This window comes from Pseudomonas sp. GW458-11-26-14-LB4, from assembly GCF_059423925.1.
The window spans coordinates 119,748-134,797 of the sequence record NZ_JBWKYU010000009.1; the positions used below are offsets into that span (position 1 = coordinate 119,748).

General features: G+C 58.7%; 17 protein-coding genes. 10 read left to right on the plus strand and 7 right to left on the minus strand.

Features of this window, described 5'->3' with window-relative positions; translation table 11 throughout:
- Window positions 1-280: 280 nt before the first annotated feature.
- On the plus strand, window positions 281-760 hold the full coding sequence (locus tag AC07XZ_RS14195; RefSeq protein ID WP_011331978.1) for a glycine zipper domain-containing protein: 480 nt from the start codon (window positions 281-283) through the stop codon (window positions 758-760).
- A gap of 65 nt (window positions 761-825) precedes the next feature.
- On the opposite strand, the gene AC07XZ_RS14200 is transcribed toward AC07XZ_RS14195, so the two are convergent.
- From AC07XZ_RS14200 to AC07XZ_RS14215, 4 genes are all read right to left on the minus strand, one after another.
- On the minus strand, window positions 826-1,257 hold the full coding sequence (locus AC07XZ_RS14200) for an acyl-CoA thioesterase (protein WP_102687506.1): 432 nt from the start codon (window positions 1,255-1,257) through the stop codon (window positions 826-828).
- A 31-nt stretch (window positions 1,258-1,288) separates the two neighbouring features.
- A complete protein-coding gene (locus AC07XZ_RS14205) occupies window positions 1,289-2,512 on the minus strand; it encodes a 3-hydroxyacyl-CoA dehydrogenase (RefSeq protein WP_102687505.1) in 1,224 nt (407 codons plus the stop codon).
- Between the two features lie 109 nt (window positions 2,513-2,621).
- On the minus strand, window positions 2,622-4,550 hold the full coding sequence (locus AC07XZ_RS14210; protein WP_102687504.1) for a RecQ family ATP-dependent DNA helicase: 1,929 nt from the start codon (window positions 4,548-4,550) through the stop codon (window positions 2,622-2,624).
- Between the two features lie 152 nt (window positions 4,551-4,702).
- Window positions 4,703-5,206: a polysaccharide deacetylase gene (locus AC07XZ_RS14215; protein WP_102687503.1), complete on the minus strand. Its 504-nt coding sequence runs from the start codon at window positions 5,204-5,206 to the stop codon at window positions 4,703-4,705.
- A 304-nt stretch (window positions 5,207-5,510) separates the two neighbouring features.
- Between AC07XZ_RS14215 and AC07XZ_RS14220 the strand changes: the two genes are divergently transcribed.
- The 5 genes from AC07XZ_RS14220 to AC07XZ_RS14240 all read left to right on the plus strand — a co-directional run bounded on the left by AC07XZ_RS14220 (window position 5,511) and on the right by AC07XZ_RS14240 (window position 8,542).
- The gene (locus AC07XZ_RS14220) at window positions 5,511-5,792 is read left to right on the plus strand and encodes a hypothetical protein (protein ID WP_085746344.1); all 282 of its coding nucleotides are present in this window, start codon (window positions 5,511-5,513) and stop codon (window positions 5,790-5,792) included.
- A 102-nt stretch (window positions 5,793-5,894) separates the two neighbouring features.
- Entirely contained in the window at window positions 5,895-7,022 is a 1,128-nt protein-coding gene (locus tag AC07XZ_RS14225) for a hypothetical protein (protein WP_102687502.1), read from the plus strand.
- A 347-nt stretch (window positions 7,023-7,369) separates the two neighbouring features.
- Entirely contained in the window at window positions 7,370-7,669 is a 300-nt protein-coding gene (locus AC07XZ_RS14230; RefSeq protein WP_007952679.1) for a hypothetical protein, read from the plus strand.
- Between the two features lie 97 nt (window positions 7,670-7,766).
- Entirely contained in the window at window positions 7,767-8,270 is a 504-nt protein-coding gene (locus AC07XZ_RS14235; RefSeq protein ID WP_347359961.1) for a hypothetical protein, read from the plus strand.
- Window positions 8,270-8,542, plus strand: coding sequence for a type II toxin-antitoxin system RelE/ParE family toxin (locus AC07XZ_RS14240; RefSeq protein ID WP_085608617.1), 273 nt, complete (start codon window positions 8,270-8,272; stop codon window positions 8,540-8,542). Before AC07XZ_RS14235 ends, AC07XZ_RS14240 begins: the two co-directional genes overlap by 1 nt.
- 173 nt (window positions 8,543-8,715) lie before the next feature.
- Here the strand turns inward: AC07XZ_RS14240 and AC07XZ_RS14245 are convergent, their stop codons facing one another.
- Entirely contained in the window at window positions 8,716-10,257 is a 1,542-nt protein-coding gene (locus AC07XZ_RS14245) for a phosphoenolpyruvate carboxykinase (protein WP_007952682.1), read from the minus strand.
- 181 nt (window positions 10,258-10,438) lie between these two features.
- Window positions 10,439-11,341, minus strand: a complete 903-nt coding sequence (gene hslO / locus AC07XZ_RS14250) for an Hsp33 family molecular chaperone HslO (protein WP_102687501.1) — start codon at window positions 11,339-11,341, stop codon at window positions 10,439-10,441.
- Window positions 11,342-11,445: 104 nt separating this feature from the next.
- Between hslO and AC07XZ_RS14255 the strand changes: the two genes are divergently transcribed.
- Window positions 11,446-12,246 carry a phosphatase PAP2 family protein gene (locus AC07XZ_RS14255; protein WP_102687500.1) on the plus strand — a complete coding sequence of 267 codons (801 nt, stop codon included), beginning with the start codon at window positions 11,446-11,448 and terminating at the stop codon, window positions 12,244-12,246.
- A 67-nt stretch (window positions 12,247-12,313) separates the two neighbouring features.
- On the opposite strand, the gene AC07XZ_RS14260 is transcribed toward AC07XZ_RS14255, so the two are convergent.
- Window positions 12,314-12,721, minus strand: coding sequence for an RNA-binding S4 domain-containing protein (locus tag AC07XZ_RS14260; RefSeq protein ID WP_007952687.1), 408 nt, complete (start codon window positions 12,719-12,721; stop codon window positions 12,314-12,316).
- A 116-nt stretch (window positions 12,722-12,837) separates the two neighbouring features.
- On the opposite strand from AC07XZ_RS14260, the gene rimA reads away from it, so the two are divergent.
- The 3 genes from rimA to rimK are packed head-to-tail and all read left to right on the plus strand — an operon-like array spanning window position 12,838 to window position 15,015.
- The gene (gene rimA / locus AC07XZ_RS14265; RefSeq protein WP_102687499.1) at window positions 12,838-13,617 is read left to right on the plus strand and encodes a S6 modification regulatory phosphodiesterase RimA; all 780 of its coding nucleotides are present in this window, start codon (window positions 12,838-12,840) and stop codon (window positions 13,615-13,617) included.
- Between the two features lie 16 nt (window positions 13,618-13,633).
- Window positions 13,634-14,113, plus strand: coding sequence for a retropepsin-like aspartic endopeptidase RimB (gene rimB, locus AC07XZ_RS14270; RefSeq protein ID WP_011331964.1), 480 nt, complete (start codon window positions 13,634-13,636; stop codon window positions 14,111-14,113).
- Window positions 14,110-15,015, plus strand: a complete 906-nt coding sequence (rimK, locus tag AC07XZ_RS14275) for a 30S ribosomal protein S6--L-glutamate ligase (protein ID WP_007949201.1) — start codon at window positions 14,110-14,112, stop codon at window positions 15,013-15,015. The genes rimB and rimK overlap by 4 nt, the downstream gene beginning before the upstream one ends.
- Window positions 15,016-15,050: the final 35 nt, after the last annotated feature.

Sequence of the window (15,050 nt, forward strand, 5' to 3'; positions counted from 1 at the left end):
CCCCCCCCGCTCGGCGGGGGCCCGCAGCCGTGGACGCTCCGCGTCCGAAAGTCAGACTCGATAGATCTCGCAGACACTTTTCAAACGCCCACAAAAAAGGCCGCTTTGTGATCAAAGCGGCCTGTCCGAAGTAGCTAAAGACCGGCGAAAATCGGTTAAGTTCCGCCCAAAAATCAGCAACTTGCAGAATTGTATACAGGTCGTGCTATTCGTCGGATTTTGATTGTCACGCCCATTCCAGAGCCTCAGGATCGCGCCGTCATCCCTTTGAGGCTCCTCTATGAAGTTCTCCTCGATTCTCTTGTTGTCCCTTGGCCTGGTCAGTGGCTTCGCTTCTGCCGGAGGCACCACCGAAGCAGGTGTGGGCGGCGCATTGGGCGGGGTTCTTGGCTCGGTCGTCGGTCAATCGCTAGGCGGCAGTACAGGTTCAACCATTGGCGCAGCCCTGGGCGGCGCGGGTGGTAGTGCGGTGGGCGCCGACAAGCGCAGCCGTGGCGAAGCAGCCATCGGCGGTGCGCTGGGCGCAGCCGGCGGCAACGTGGTCGGCCGCAGCATGGGCGGCACCACCGGCAGCCTGATCGGCGCAGCAGCCGGCGGCGGCGCGGGTGGCGCGCTGGGCAACTACATGGGCAACAAGAGCGATGACGATGATCGTCATTACGATCGTCGCCATGATGATCGTCGCTACTACCGTGACCGTCACCCAGGTCGTGGCCATGCCTATGGCCATCGCAAGCACCACCGCTACTATCGCGACTGAGGCCTGGCCTCGTTAGCTGATACCCCCAGATCGCAGCTCCCCCGGGCTGCGATTTTTTTTGTCCGTCACACCGTCAGGCGTTCCAGCGCTTCGCGCAATCGGGCCGGAATCGACACCGGCTGATTGGACGCCCGGTCGACGAATACATGCACGAAACGTCCGGCGGCACAGGCTTCCACCTCTCCTTCCTTGAACACCGCCAGTTCGTATTGCACCGAACTGTTGCCCAGCTTGCCGACCCGCAGACCAATCTCGATTCGATCCGGAAAAGCGATCGACGCGAAGTAGTCGCAGGACGAACTCACCACAAATCCCACCACCTCGCCGTCATGGATATCCAGCCCTCCGACCTGAATCAGGTACGTGTTCACCGCCGTGTCGAAGAAGCTGTAATAGGTGACGTTGTTGACGTGGCCGTAGGCGTCGTTGTCATGCCAGCGCGTGGTGATCGGCTGGAAGTGCGGGTAATCGCTGCGTTGCGGCATAGGGTTGGACATCAGTGTCGATTCCTGGAGTGATCTGCCCAGTCTAAAGGTAAAAACCTTTGCCTCGCGCCGCCAGCTCGCCGATCAATGGCGCCGGACGCCAGTGATCGCCCTGCCGGGTCTCCAGCGCCAGCAATCGCTTGTGAATGTCGGCCAGACCCTGATCATCCGCCCAGGCCATCGGCCCGCCCCGCTCCGCCGGGAAGCCGTAGCCATTCAGATAAACCTGATCGATGTCATGCGCCGACTCGGCAATCCCTTCCTGCAGGATCTTCGCGCCCTCATTGACCAACGCCAGCAGGCACCGCTCAAGGATCTCCTCCGAGCCGATATCCCGCCGATGAAATCCCAAGCCTTCGCTGACGCTCAACACCAGCGCATCGACCTCAGGATCATGCTCGGCCTGACGACTGCCCGGCTCGTAGTGGTAATAACCGTTGCCGGCCTTCTGACCGAAGCGACCCTGTTCGCACAAGCGGTTATCCACCTGAACCTCGGGCGCGTCCTGCCCCTTGCCGGCGAGCTCGCGGGCACGCCACTCGAGATCGATGCCGACCACGTCGTACATGCGAAACGGCCCCATGGCGAAACCGAAACTCTGCAACGCCGCATCGACCTGATGCGGATACGCCCCTTCGAGCAACATCTTGCGCGCTTCGAGCACATACGGATGGAGCATGCGGTTGCCGATAAAACCGTGGCAGTTACCCGACACCACACTGACCTTGCCCATGCGCTTGCCCAGCTCAAGCGCAGCCTCAAGCACAGCCGGTGATGTCTGCGCGCCACGGACTATTTCCAGCAACTTCATGATGTGCGCCGGGCTGAAGAAATGCAGGCCCAGCACTTGAGTCGGACGCCGTGTCGCGGCGGCAATGGCGTCGATGTCCAGCGCCGAGGTATTGCTCGCCAGCAGCGCTTCGGGCTTCAGCACGCCATCGAGCTCGCGGAAGATCTTCTGCTTGAGCTCAAGATTCTCGTACACCGCTTCGATCACCAGGTCGACATTGCGGATCGCCACATAGTCTGGCGCCGCACTGATACGGGCAATCCGCGCATCGGCCTCGGCCTGGTCGATCCGTCCCTGTCGCACGTTGTGCGCGTAGGTATCGGCCACGGTGGACAGCGCCTGCTCAAGCATCTGTGGATTGTTATCGACCCACTGCACTGACACGCCGGCGTTGGCCAGGCACATGACGATGCCGCGGCCCATGGTGCCGGCGCCGATCACGGCGGCCTGCTGAATAGCGAAGGATGTCTGGCTCATGTTGTTCTCTTGTTGGCGATCCGAAGACAGCCATCACCATAGTCAGCCACCGGGCATTTTTGAAGTTCATTGCCGTGATGATCGACATTCAGCAGATGGATTCGAGACCTCAAAGATGCGCCTGAGCCCAGGCCCGAACCTCGGCGTAGGGATATTCCTCCAGCGCCGCAAACCCTGGAATGGCCCGCGCCTTGAGCCTGGTAAACAACGGCACGCTGATTCCACACAGGAACAGGGTCAGCCGCTCCGCCGACGGAGCACTGCCGGCGTGCTGCTGATGCCTGTGGATAAAATCGCCACACAACGCCGCAAAATTTTTATCCACAAGCGCCGGCAGTTCCGGAGGGGCCGGCAGCCGGGCGACTTGTCCGTGACACACCGAGCAATGTCCGCACCGCTGCGGCGCATTGTGATCGCCAAAATATTCGGCCAGCCGATATCCGAGGCATCGCTCGGTGGCGAACAGCTCGAGCATGGCGTGGATTCGCGCCACTTCGGTTTGCTCATGACGGGTGAAATAGTCATGCAGTTCAGCGCTCAGGGCCTGGCTGTCGAAATCGCCGCGCAGGACGTTGTAGACCTCGGTCATCTGCTTGCTCTCAAGCTCGACCCAGCCCTTTTCCTGAAAGTAATCCAGCGCCTTCACCACCCGATTGCGCTCGGCGGAATACTGCTCGTACATCGCCTCGAAATTCACCGTGGCCCAGGTGCGCGCGCGGCTTGAGGTCTGGATGATCGCGGCGACGAAATCCTTTCGCTCGCCCTCGAAACGCTCAAGCAACGCCTCGGGCTCCAGCAAGTATTTGAATCGGTATTCGGCGTAGTACGCGTAGCGCGGGGCAATCAGTCCTCGCAGCTCAAGCTGCACCAGCAACGTCTTCAGAGGCAACGAACGAATGTTGCTCTGGTCCGCCAACGGCCCGAGCAGAAACTCCCATTGGCCTTCGGGCGCGGCGGCCTGCAACTCGTCGAGCACGTGACGAATGCCATCTTGCTCCGGCGTGTCTCCATACACGAAGTTTTCCAGCACGTTGAGGCTGTCGCGGTTGGCCAGCACCAGGCAGTCGGACGGCTGCCCGTCACGTCCGGCGCGACCGATTTCCTGGCTGTAGTTTTCGATGGATTTGGGCAGGTCGAAATGCACCACGTTGCGGATGTCGCTCTTGTCGATGCCCATGCCGAACGCAATGGTGGCGACGATGCAATTGGACTGCCCGCCCATGAAGCGCTTCTGGATCCCGTCCCGTTGTTCATGGGGCAAACCGGCGTGATAAGCCTCGGCCTGAATGCCATTGCGCTCAAGATGTTCGGCAATCTGCTCGGCGGTTTTCTGCAGGGTGACGTAGACGATGCTCGGCTGGCCCGCGCGCTCGCTCATCCACTCCACCAGCCGTCGACGCTTGTCCTGCCCACGTACCGGCTCGACCAGCAGATTGAGGTTGGGCCGATAGAAACCGGTGGTCACCACATCTTCTGCCGCGATGGCGAATTTCGCCTGCATATCGGCGATGACTTTCGGTGTCGCCGTGGCGGTCAGCAACAGGGTCTGCGGGATGTTGAACTGGCGCTGGTAGTCCGGCAGCTTGAGGTAGTCGGGACGGAAGTTGTGGCCCCATTCGGAAATGCAGTGCGCCTCATCCACCACCAGCAGCGAGATCGGCACCTGCTGCAAAAAATTGCGAAAGCGCTCGTTCTTCAAGCGCTCCACGGAAATCATCAGGATCTTCAGTTCGCCGGAACGGGCACGTGCCATCACATCATTGGCATCTTCGCGGCTCTGCGCCGAATCGATGCTGCCTGCCGAAATCCCGTGTCGTCGCAAAAACTCCAGCTGATCCTGCATCAGCGCCAGCAGCGGCGAGACCACCAGCGTCAGGTGTGGCAACAAGAGCGCCGGCACCTGGTAACAAAGGGACTTGCCGGAGCCGGTGGGGAAGATCGCCGCCGCCGAGCGCCCGGCGAGTACGGCGCTGATTGCGGTCTCCTGGCCGAGTCGAAACTGTGGATAACCGAAAACCTGTTCCAGGGTGTTGTGCATTCGCTGTCACTCCGTTGACCGCTGTGATGCCAACAGCCTAGCGGGCGATCGCAGCGCGTCGAGAAAAGGTCGGGGTCAAATCGATACGGGATGATACCCGACGACCTCCAGCCTTTGGCCAACGTCGTGACGGCGGGACTGTGACGGCGGGACTACGGCTGCAACACCGCCACTCGCAATTGCTCGTTCAATAGTTGCTCGTGCACGCCCTGGCTTTTGCTGGCCCACAGTGCATGGGCCGGGCTGATATCACCGGTGAATGCCGCCGCCAACTGACGCAGGTCGGCGACACTGCGCACCCGAGGACAGAACGCTTGCTCGTCGCAGTTCTGGCTGGCGTTGCGATAGGTGGTGAGCAAACGATCCCATAGGCCGTCACGCACCTGGCGGATCGACTTGAGCTGCACATGCGGCACGCCCAGACGTTGTTTCAGCCCGGACTCATCCAGGCCTTCGCTGGCCAGCAGTGCCTTGCCGAACATCAGCACTTCGGCGCGGGACGCCATGTCGATGCTGGCCTGGGTCGTGAGTGCGTCCGGCCATTCGGTGCGCTCCACTTGCGTGAGCAACAGTCCATTGCCCGCCTCGGAGGCCAACGCCAAACGACAACCACTGGCCCATAGCAAAACGATCGAGGCCATTCTTAGCCACTGCATACCCAATTCCCTTTAAGTCTGTGTCGGACGTCTGGAAACGCCCCACGGATTCTGGCGCGCACCATACAGATGTTTAACGGGAATCGCCCGACAAACACGTAGGAAATTTCGCCCATCAGGGTTTGGCTGTGAAAAAGCCGCAAAAACGCGTAGGGCAAATGCCCGAACCCCGGAAAAACCCCTACGAATTCTGTCCATTGTGGCTGTCTTGTCCCACTCGACGACGCCCTTCTATAGTGGCCGGCGCGACTGAAAACACTGTGTCGGCCCGCCGAAGCGACTTCGTAAAGGACACACCTCAATCATGAACATGTTCACACCGCTGAATACTCGTTTTCGCCCTCTCAAGACCTGCGACGGCGACAACCCGGTAATGGTCATCGACACCGCAGCATCACCGGGTGATTTGCTCAATGCCGCCGATCAACGCCTGCGTGCCGCCAGTGATCTGCTGGAAACTCTTTACTGTTTGTGTTTCAAACAAGCCGACGTGAAAGACATCCCCAACATCGTCAATGCGCTTTATTTGTTGACGCAGGACGGCTGTGACTTGCTGGAAGTTGCCAGACAACGAATAAATAGTTAAAGCCAGCTGACCAACTTACAAAGCTCGCAACAACCCATCACTTCCATTACAACAAAGATCGGAACTAGCCTGTTTGCTCTTACATCAACCAAGAGCAACAACATGACTACGCTGACTATTTTCTTTTGCGGTACAGGTTCGACAAAGTTTGATAACGCCCACGAAAACTATTGGGACGGTGAATTGGTCTCCACACTTGCCTCTCATCACGTCGGTCGCGAGTTCGCCGAATGGATCGTGGTCGATGGCCCCGGCACCAGCAACCTGCAAGCTGATGAACTGTTCACCCAATCCAAGGACTACGGCCTCAGCGGGACCTTGTTCGGCAAGGGTTGGGAGGAAAACGTCCTGCACGCGATGAACATCATCAAAGGCAAGTGCGACTGGCAGCGCGAAAAACTGACAGAGGCGGAATACAACCGCCTAAAAGCCGCCGGCATTCCGATTGAAGATGTAAAAGTCGAAGGTTCCTGGCTGTGGCGCAAATATAACTATGGCGATCGCAGCGTCACGCAACAGAAGTTACAGGAACAGATTATTAAAACCTTTCGCAAGGACGGTGTTATTCCAACAAAAGTCAATCTGGTGGGCTGGAGCCGCGGCGGTATCAGTTGCCATATGCTGGCCAATGCCATGTTCAACGACAGTGCACTGAAAAACATTCCAGTGAATATCTTTGCCATCGACCCGGTACCAGGTATTGGCAACTTTCAGGACCAACGGGTAAAGCTCAACAGCAACGTAAAAGAATATGTGGGTTTCTATGCGCGGGATGAGCGCTCCAAGGGCTTCAGTTGCGTCATCCCGCAAACCGCGACCGGCACCAAGACCAGCATCTTCCCCATGCCCGGCCGTCACGCCACCCTGGTCGGCAACGCCTCCGCCGACGGCAACAGTGGCCCAAAAGTGCTGGCCGAACCCGGCCTCATCGTCCGCCACTTTGCCGAGGTCTGCCTGAAACGCTGGGGCACCGCCCTCGACAAAAACCTAAACCTCACCGACGCCGACCTGCGCAACCATGCCGCCACCATCGTCAACGCGGCAGCGAAATACAAGGCCATGGAAAAGTGTTCCTACACCTGGTTCACCGAGCTGGATCAGGGCGAACGGTACGTTTCGCTGGGGAGCAAAGGCGTTACGTTTTCCACGGTGAAAGGCACGATCTACAGCCCGGCGACCGGGCTGACCACGAGTGTGCTGGATGTTGAGGGGTATCGGGCGATTCGTTGAAAACCGTGATTGATCTGTAGGAACGGCCTGCCGGAATCTGCATCCCGTTCCTACACGCAGCGGCGCCTTGTCTTCTATCGGCGCCAGTGGGCTGAAACCTATAGTTGTGACTGTCGCTGCCAATTCAGCGACTCGGGCTTGGTCACCCGAATGGATCATGCATTCGCGTCCGCTGTATGCTGCCGGCACTCAATTGCCAGCAGCGTTATGGTGGCTGTGTTTGGGACGCTTTCGAGCGTGCCGGGTATGTGCATGATCCTCACCGGTTGACCAACCCGAACACAGTCGCCTCCAGTCGCTTGGTCACGATGTGGTGGCTTCATTCGAAGCAATTGAGGATCTAAAAAATGAAATCATGGAACGAGCTCCACTCCGATCGCTACCGCCCACTCGACTCCAACCTCACCGACACCAAGCCCCTCGTCATCGACACCGAAGCCAACCCGCAAGACATCCTCGAATGCGCCGTCCAGCGCCTGCGCGCCTCAAGCGACCTGCTGCAAACCCTCTACTGCCTCTGCTTCAAACACGCCGACGTAGAAGACATCCCGCACATCACGCACGCGCTCTACCTTCTCACCAAAGACGGCTATGACCTGCTCCAGGTCGCCCAGCAACGAATGCTCAACTGGAAAGCGCCGGCCTGACGAATTCCTCGGCAGGCGTGTTCACAGCTAGAACTGTCTGCCCCTATCTCGAACACTGACGCTAACATCTCCGGCGCGAAACTTAAGGATCAGAATTTTGCAAACTATTATTGATTGCGTACGATGGGAGCCATTGTTCAACCAAGGGCTTGCCTTCATGACCACTGAAACCATTGATCACAGCACTCTCACGCGGCTGTTTGAGAACGGTTCGATCAGTAGCGCACATATCGTCGCCAAACCCGGTGGCTGGTCGATTCAGATTCAGCAAGGAAGCAAAGAATACTCATTGACCGCACAACGTAGTGGCCAAGTACGTCTGTTCAAGCGGCTTGAAACACTGGTGACCTACCTGCAAGGAGTGGGCATCAATCACTTCGATGTGGACGCCTCCAGTTACGACCCCCTACAGATAAAAACCTATGCTCGCCCTGATCGCGCCGAAGCGATGAAACAAGCTCATGAAGCAGCTGCGTATGAAGAATGGGTCAAGCAACAGGTACAAATCAGCATTGATGACCCAAGACCCAGCGTCAGCGATGAAGACGCTCGCAGGATATTTGCCGCCAAACGGGATGCCCTTCGTCAGCGAGCACGTTGATGAGGTTGGTCTGGCGCCAAGAAGCGCTGGATGACCGAGACAACATCATGGAGCGTATCAGCCAGGAAAATCCCGTTGCAGCGATTGAACTCGATGAGGCCTTCGAACTGAAAGGAGAAAGCGCTCGCCAGCACCCAGCCCTGTACCGAAAAGGTATCGCGGAAGGTACCCGCGAAATCGTCGTCACTCCAAACTACGTCATCATCTACGCAATCAAAGTTGATGTTGTGGAAGTACTACGAGTGCTGCATACCAGACGGCAATGGCCATGATGGCTGGAGAGAAAATGCTCAGGGGATTCGCGGCTCCTTAAGTAGCATTATTCTGGCTGTTTAACGCGGATTGTGCGGGAATAATGGCAGTTGATCTGACAATGAAATCCAACCCGTCACCCACAAAAAAGCCGCCCTCAAGGGGCGGCTTTTTCATTCACCAGAACTTAGTCTTACAACTTAGGCCCGGCAGCCTTGATCGCGTCGCTCACTTCGAACTTCTTGAAGTTCTCGATGAACAGACCGGCCAGTGCTTTGGCAGCTTCGTCGTACGCAGCCTTGTCAGCCCAGGTGTTGCGTGGGTTGAGCAGGTTGGTTTCGACGCCCGGTACGGCCAGTGGCACGTCCAGGTTGATGGTGTCCAGGTGCTCGGTGGCTGCACCGATCAGCGCGCCGCTCTGGATCGCTGCGATCACTGCACGAGTGGTCGGGATGTTGAAGCGTTTGCCGACGCCGTAGCCACCGCCGGTCCAGCCGGTGTTGACCAGGTAGACCTTGGAGCCGAAGCCGCGGATGCGCTTGATCAGCAGTTCAGCGTATTCGCCGGCCGGACGCGGGAAGAACGGTGCGCCGAAGCAGGTGGAGAAGGTCGACTTGATGCCGCTGCCCGAACCCATTTCAGTCGAGCCCACCAGTGCGGTGTAGCCGGACAGGAAGTGGTAGGCCGCTTGTTCTTCGTTGAGGATCGACACTGGCGGCAGGACGCCGGTCAGGTCGCAGGTCAGGAAGATCACAGCGTTTGGCTCGCCGCCCAGGTTCTTCTCGGAACGCTTGGCAACGTGCTCCAGCGGGTAGGCCGCGCGGCTGTTCTGGGTCAGGCTGACATCGGCGTAGTCGGCGTGCTTGGCGTCGTCGATCACGACGTTTTCCAGTACCGCGCCGTGCTTGATGGCTTTCCAGATGACCGGCTCGTTCTTCTCGGACAAGTCGATGCACTTGGCGTAGCAACCGCCTTCGATGTTGAAGACAACGCCTTCGCCCCAGCCGTGCTCGTCGTCACCGATCAGGTAACGGCTTTCGTCGGCGGACAGGGTCGTCTTGCCGGTGCCCGACAGACCGAAGAACAGGGTCACGTCGCCTTCTTCGCCGATGTTGGCAGCGCAGTGCATTGGCAGCACGTCAGCGGCCGGCAGCAGGAAGTTCTGCACGGAGAACATGGCTTTCTTCATTTCACCGGCGTAACGCATGCCGGCGATCAGCACTTTCTTCTGGGCGAAGTTGATGATCACGCAACCGTCGGAGTTGGTGCCGTCACGCTCAGGCACGCACTCGAAGTTGGCGACGTTCAGCACTTGCCACTCTTCGCGACCGGCCGGGTTGTACTGGGCCGGGTTGATGAACAGGCAACGACCGAACAGGTTCTGCCAGGCAGTCTGGGTGGTCATCTTCACGGCCAGGTAGTGATCTTCGGCCGCGCCTACATGCACGTGGGAAACGAAATGCTCTTGCGCGTTGTTGAATGCTTCAACACGAGCCCACAGCGCGTCGAACTTGTCGGCCGGGAACTTGCGGTTGATCGGGCCCCAGGCAATGGCAGCCTGGGTGGAAGGCTCTTCAACGATGAAACGGTCGACTGGCGAACGGCCGGTGCGGTGACCGGTGCGAACAACCAGAGCGCCGGTATCGGCAAGCTCGCCTTCACCGCGGTTCAGGGCTTCTTTTACCAGATCATCAACACTCAGATCGGTGTACACGGCGTTATTGGCTTGCGTCATGAGGTTCCCCGTCGGCCAGTGGCCGAGTGTGCTCCAAACGTTTTGTAGTAGAAAGTCGTGCACTACTACCGCGAAAAAAGTGGGCCGGATTATGCCAGAAAAGCCCAAAAAGAGTAGGGCCCTCCCGTCGTAACGGCGTAATTCCGTCGTTGAGCAGTGAATTTACCTGCGCTGAACCGTTTTAGTGCCGGGTATCTGACGGCGTCTCGACGCCCGCTCCAGCGAACAATTGAGCGATATCTGCCGCATCGAACAGGTAGCGCTGGTTGCAGAACTGGCAATCGATCTCGACTTTTCCACCTTGCTCGGCCACCAGCGCCTGCGCATCTTCCAGCCCCAGGCTGACCAGTGCATTGCCCGAACGCTCGCGGGAGCAGCTGCAGTGGAAGCGCAGTGTCTGCACATCGAACAGACGAACCTGCTCTTCATGGTAGAGGCGATGCAGAACCGTTTCGTTGTCCAGGCTCAACAGTTCATCAGCGGTCAGGGTGTTGCCCAGCGCGGTGATGTGCTGCCAGCTGGCGGCGCGCTCTTCTTCGTCTTTCAGGCGATCGGCCGGCAGTTGCTGCAGCAGCAGACCACGGGCACGACGGCCATCGGCGCACAGCTTGAAACGAGTGCCGACCTGTTGGGACATGACGAAATAGTTGGTGAAACAGTCGGACAGGGTTTCGCCGTCGAGGTCGACGATGCCCTGGTAACGCTGGCCGGCGATCGGGTCGACGGTCAAGGCCAGGACACCGTTCGGCATTAGATCACCGAGGGTCGCGTCGGCAGGAATCTGCTCGGCGTGATAACGCGCCAGGCCGCGGATTTCGCGCTCGCTGGAGCATTCGATCATCAGCAGCGGAATCGGGCCTTCGGAACGGGCCTGAAGAATCAGCAGGCCATCGAATTTCAGGGTGCCCACCAGCAACGACGCGGCAGCCATCAGTTCGCCCAGCAATTGCGCAACCGGCTCCGGGTACGGGTGCTTGGCGAGCACTTCGGCATAGCTGCGCTCCAGCGACACCAGTTCGCCGCGCGTGTCGCTGTCATCGAAGATGAAGCGTTGGGTGTAATCGGTATCGAGGAAATCGGTCATAGGTCTGGGTATCTGAATGTGATGACAAAATGGTTACAAAGAATGAAAATCCCGCGCTTCTGGCATCCTTTTTGATGCCGATGTTCAGCCACGGGAGGCATTTTATGAACAATCCGGGTTTGTTCCAATCAAGGTGGAACCTCGGCCGGCTGGTTCTGTGCAACATCGTGCCATTGGCACTACTGGCTTTCTGGTTATGGCCTACGGGCCAGATGCTGTGTGTGATTTTCGACGAGTGGCTGTTCCGCTCACTCAATGCACCGCTGGCCAGCAACCCCATATGGCTCCACATCTGGGCAATTGCAAGTCTGCGACCGTTCGACATCGTCGTCGGCCTGATTCTGCTGGCGCTGCTTATCAAGGGCGACTGGGTGTTCAGGGCGATTGACGTGCGTCGCGCCTTTTTCGGATTTTTTTCGATCCTGCTGCTGATGGTGGTGATCCGCGCGCTGTTTTCCAAGTTCGCCGATCACATGGGCTGGCAGCACAGCAGCCCGTCGATGGTGCTCGAAGGTGCCGTGCATATCAGCGATTACTTCCCGCATCTGGAGAAGACCTGGGAACTGAAGGATCGCTCTAGCCAGAGTTTCCCCGGTGACCATGCTTCGGTGCTGCTGATCTGGGCGCTGTTCATGGGCGTGTTCAGCCGTACGGCTGGTCAGTTTCTGGTGATCTGGGGTCTGGCACTGCTGTTCATGTTGCCGCGTCTGGTCGCCGGTGCTCATTGGGGCCAGGACGATTATATCGGCGGCATGCTGCTGGCGGTGTGGGCACTGGGCTGGGGTTACTACACGCCGTTTGCTTATCACGCGGCGAACTTCTGGTTGAAGGTCACGGCGCCGGTTTTCCGGCTGCTGGGCAAACTGCCGATGGTTTCGCGGATGAGTGTGGTGTCCGCGCAGTAATCAACGGTTACTGAAAAAAACGCAGCCGCCGGCGGGTCTTGAACCCAGGCCGGCAGGCTGCGTTTTTTTATTCGCCGCTACTGTTCCCACGAAATTTAAACAGATCCCGGCGCTGCTTCTTGCTCGGTTTGCCGTCGGTGGTCACGCCCAGGGCGCCCGCCTTGCGCATCGCCGCAGCCGCTTCACGTTTGGCAATACTCGCCTCGGTCTCGGCATACAGCGTCTGCGCCTCAGGTGCGCCGCGACGCACAATCGACAGGGCCTGAACCACAACGGTCTTCTCATCGAAGCCCGTGCGAATCTCGAACTCATCGCCAATGCGTGGCTCTTTGCCAGGCTTGCAGCGCTCTCCCCGACAATGCACCTTGCCGCTCTCGATGGCAGCCTTGGCCAAAGCGCGAGTCTTGAAAAAACGCGCGGCCCACAGCCACTTGTCGAGACGGACCTTGTCGTCCTCTTCCTGTTTTTGCGCCATATGAATTCCTCGTTCAGCCAGTAGTCGGAACTGTACTACCGATTCTGTCGGGCGCAAGAATCCGGCCCTCCAGATAAACTGTGATCTTCGCCGGTTCAACGGCATGGAGTGATCGAGTGACCAAATTTCCGTCTTCATTGACCTCGCCCAAATCCGGGTGCCTGGGCTGCCAGCAAAGCGAGCCGCTGGGCTTCGATTTTTCGTTCGCTTATCAGCCCATCGTGGATCTGCGTGACGAGTCGGTGTACGCCTACGAGGCACTGGTTCGTGGTGCGGCTGGTGAAGGCGCTTTAACCGTGTTGGATCAGGTTACAGAAGATAACCGCTACCGTTTCGACCAGCTCTGCCGGACTCGCGCCATCGAAGGCGCAGCCGGGCTTAATATGCAGACACACTTGTCGATCAACTTCATGCCCAACGCCGTCTATCGTCCAGAGTTATGCATTCGCAGCACCCTGGAGGCTGCCAGAAAACACAATTTCCCGATCGACCGGCTGATTTTCGAAACACTGGAAAGCGAGCACGTAGATAACTATCGCCATTTGACCAATATTCTGCGTGAATACCGCGAATTCGGCTTCAAGACGGCCATCGACGATTTCGGTGCCGGCTATTCGGGGCTCAATCTGCTGGCCGATTTCCAACCGGACCTGATCAAGCTCGATATGGCGCTGATCCGCGATATCGACCGTGACCGTGTTCGTCAGGCTATCGTTCGGGGGATTGTCACAATCTGTGCGGAGTTGGACGTTACAGTCATCGCCGAAGGCATAGAGAGTGCGGGTGAACGGGATTTCCTGGCGGACTGCGGAATATTTCTGATGCAGGGTTACTGGTTCGCCAGACCCGCATTCAAAGCGTTAGCCCAGGTGTCCCCTGAAGCGTGGACGCGTTAATCGTTGGTTTTTTCCATTGAAGACATTTGACCATTTGACCGTTATCGGTCTGCGCGAGTGGGTGGCGCTTCCGGATCTGGGAGTCGCCGGCCTTCGGGCAAAAATCGACACCGGCGCCAGCACCTCCAGCCTGCATGCCACCGACATCGAGCCGTTCGAACGTGACGGCGAGAAGTGGGTGCGCTTCACCGCGCACCTGGGCACTGTCGTGCAGTTACGCCATCGGCGATGCGAAGCGCCGCTGGTGGCACGCAAGACTATCAAGAGTTCGAACGGTCAGGCCCAGGTGCGCTACGTGATCAGCACCACCCTGGCCTTGGGTGACCGGGTCTGGCCAATCGAGTTCACCCTCGCCTGCCGCAAGTCCATGCGCTATCGCCTGTTGCTCGGTTCCAAAGCCCTGATCGACGGCCAGCTGGTGGTCAATCCGGGCATCAAATATGTACAAGACAAGCCGGTGTTCCCGGTATCTACCTCCTCCACAGGTGTTGCATGAAGATCGCTGTGCTGTCGCGGAACCCGCGTCTGTATTCCACCCGCCGTCTGGTCGAAGCCGGAACCGAACGCGGGCATGAAATGGTGGTGATCGACACCTTGCGCGCCTATATGAACATTGCCAGCCACAAACCTCAGATCCACTACCGTGGCAAACCGCTGGAGGGTTTCGACGCAGTGATCCCGCGGATCGGTGCGTCGGTGACGTTTTATGGCTGTGCGGTGTTGCGCCAGTTTGAAATGATGGGGGTGTTCCCGCTCAACGAATCGGTGGCCATCGCCCGCTCGCGGGACAAGCTGCGCTCGCTGCAATTGCTGTCGCGCCGGGGCATCGGTTTACCGGTGACCGGGTTCGCCCACTCGCCTGACGACATTCCCGACCTGATCGACATGGTCAACGGTGCGCCGCTGGTGATCAAGGTGCTGGAAGGCACCCAGGGGATCGGCGTGGTGTTGTGTGAAACCGCGACGGCGGCGGAGTCGGTGATCGAGGCGTTCATGGGCCTGAAGCAGAACATCATGGTGCAGGAATACATCAAGGAGGCCGGCGGCGCCGACATCCGCTGCTTCGTGGTCGGCGACAAGGTGATCGCGGCGATGAAGCGTCAGGCCAAGCCCGGCGAGTTCCGCTCCAACCTGCACCGGGGCGGCAGCGCCAGCCTGATCAAGATCACCCCGGAAGAACGCATGACCGCGCTGCGTGCGGCCAAGGTCATGGGCCTGGCGGTGGCGGGTGTGGATATCCTGCGCTCGAACCACGGGCCGCTGGTGATGGAAGTGAACTCGTCACCGGGGCTGGAAGGGATCGAAACCACCACGGGCAAGAACGTGGCGGGGATCATCATCGAGCATCTCGAGAAGAATGGCGGGCCGAACATGACCCGCACAAAAGGCAAGGGATAAAAAACAGCGGCGAGCTACAAGCTGCAAGTGGCGAG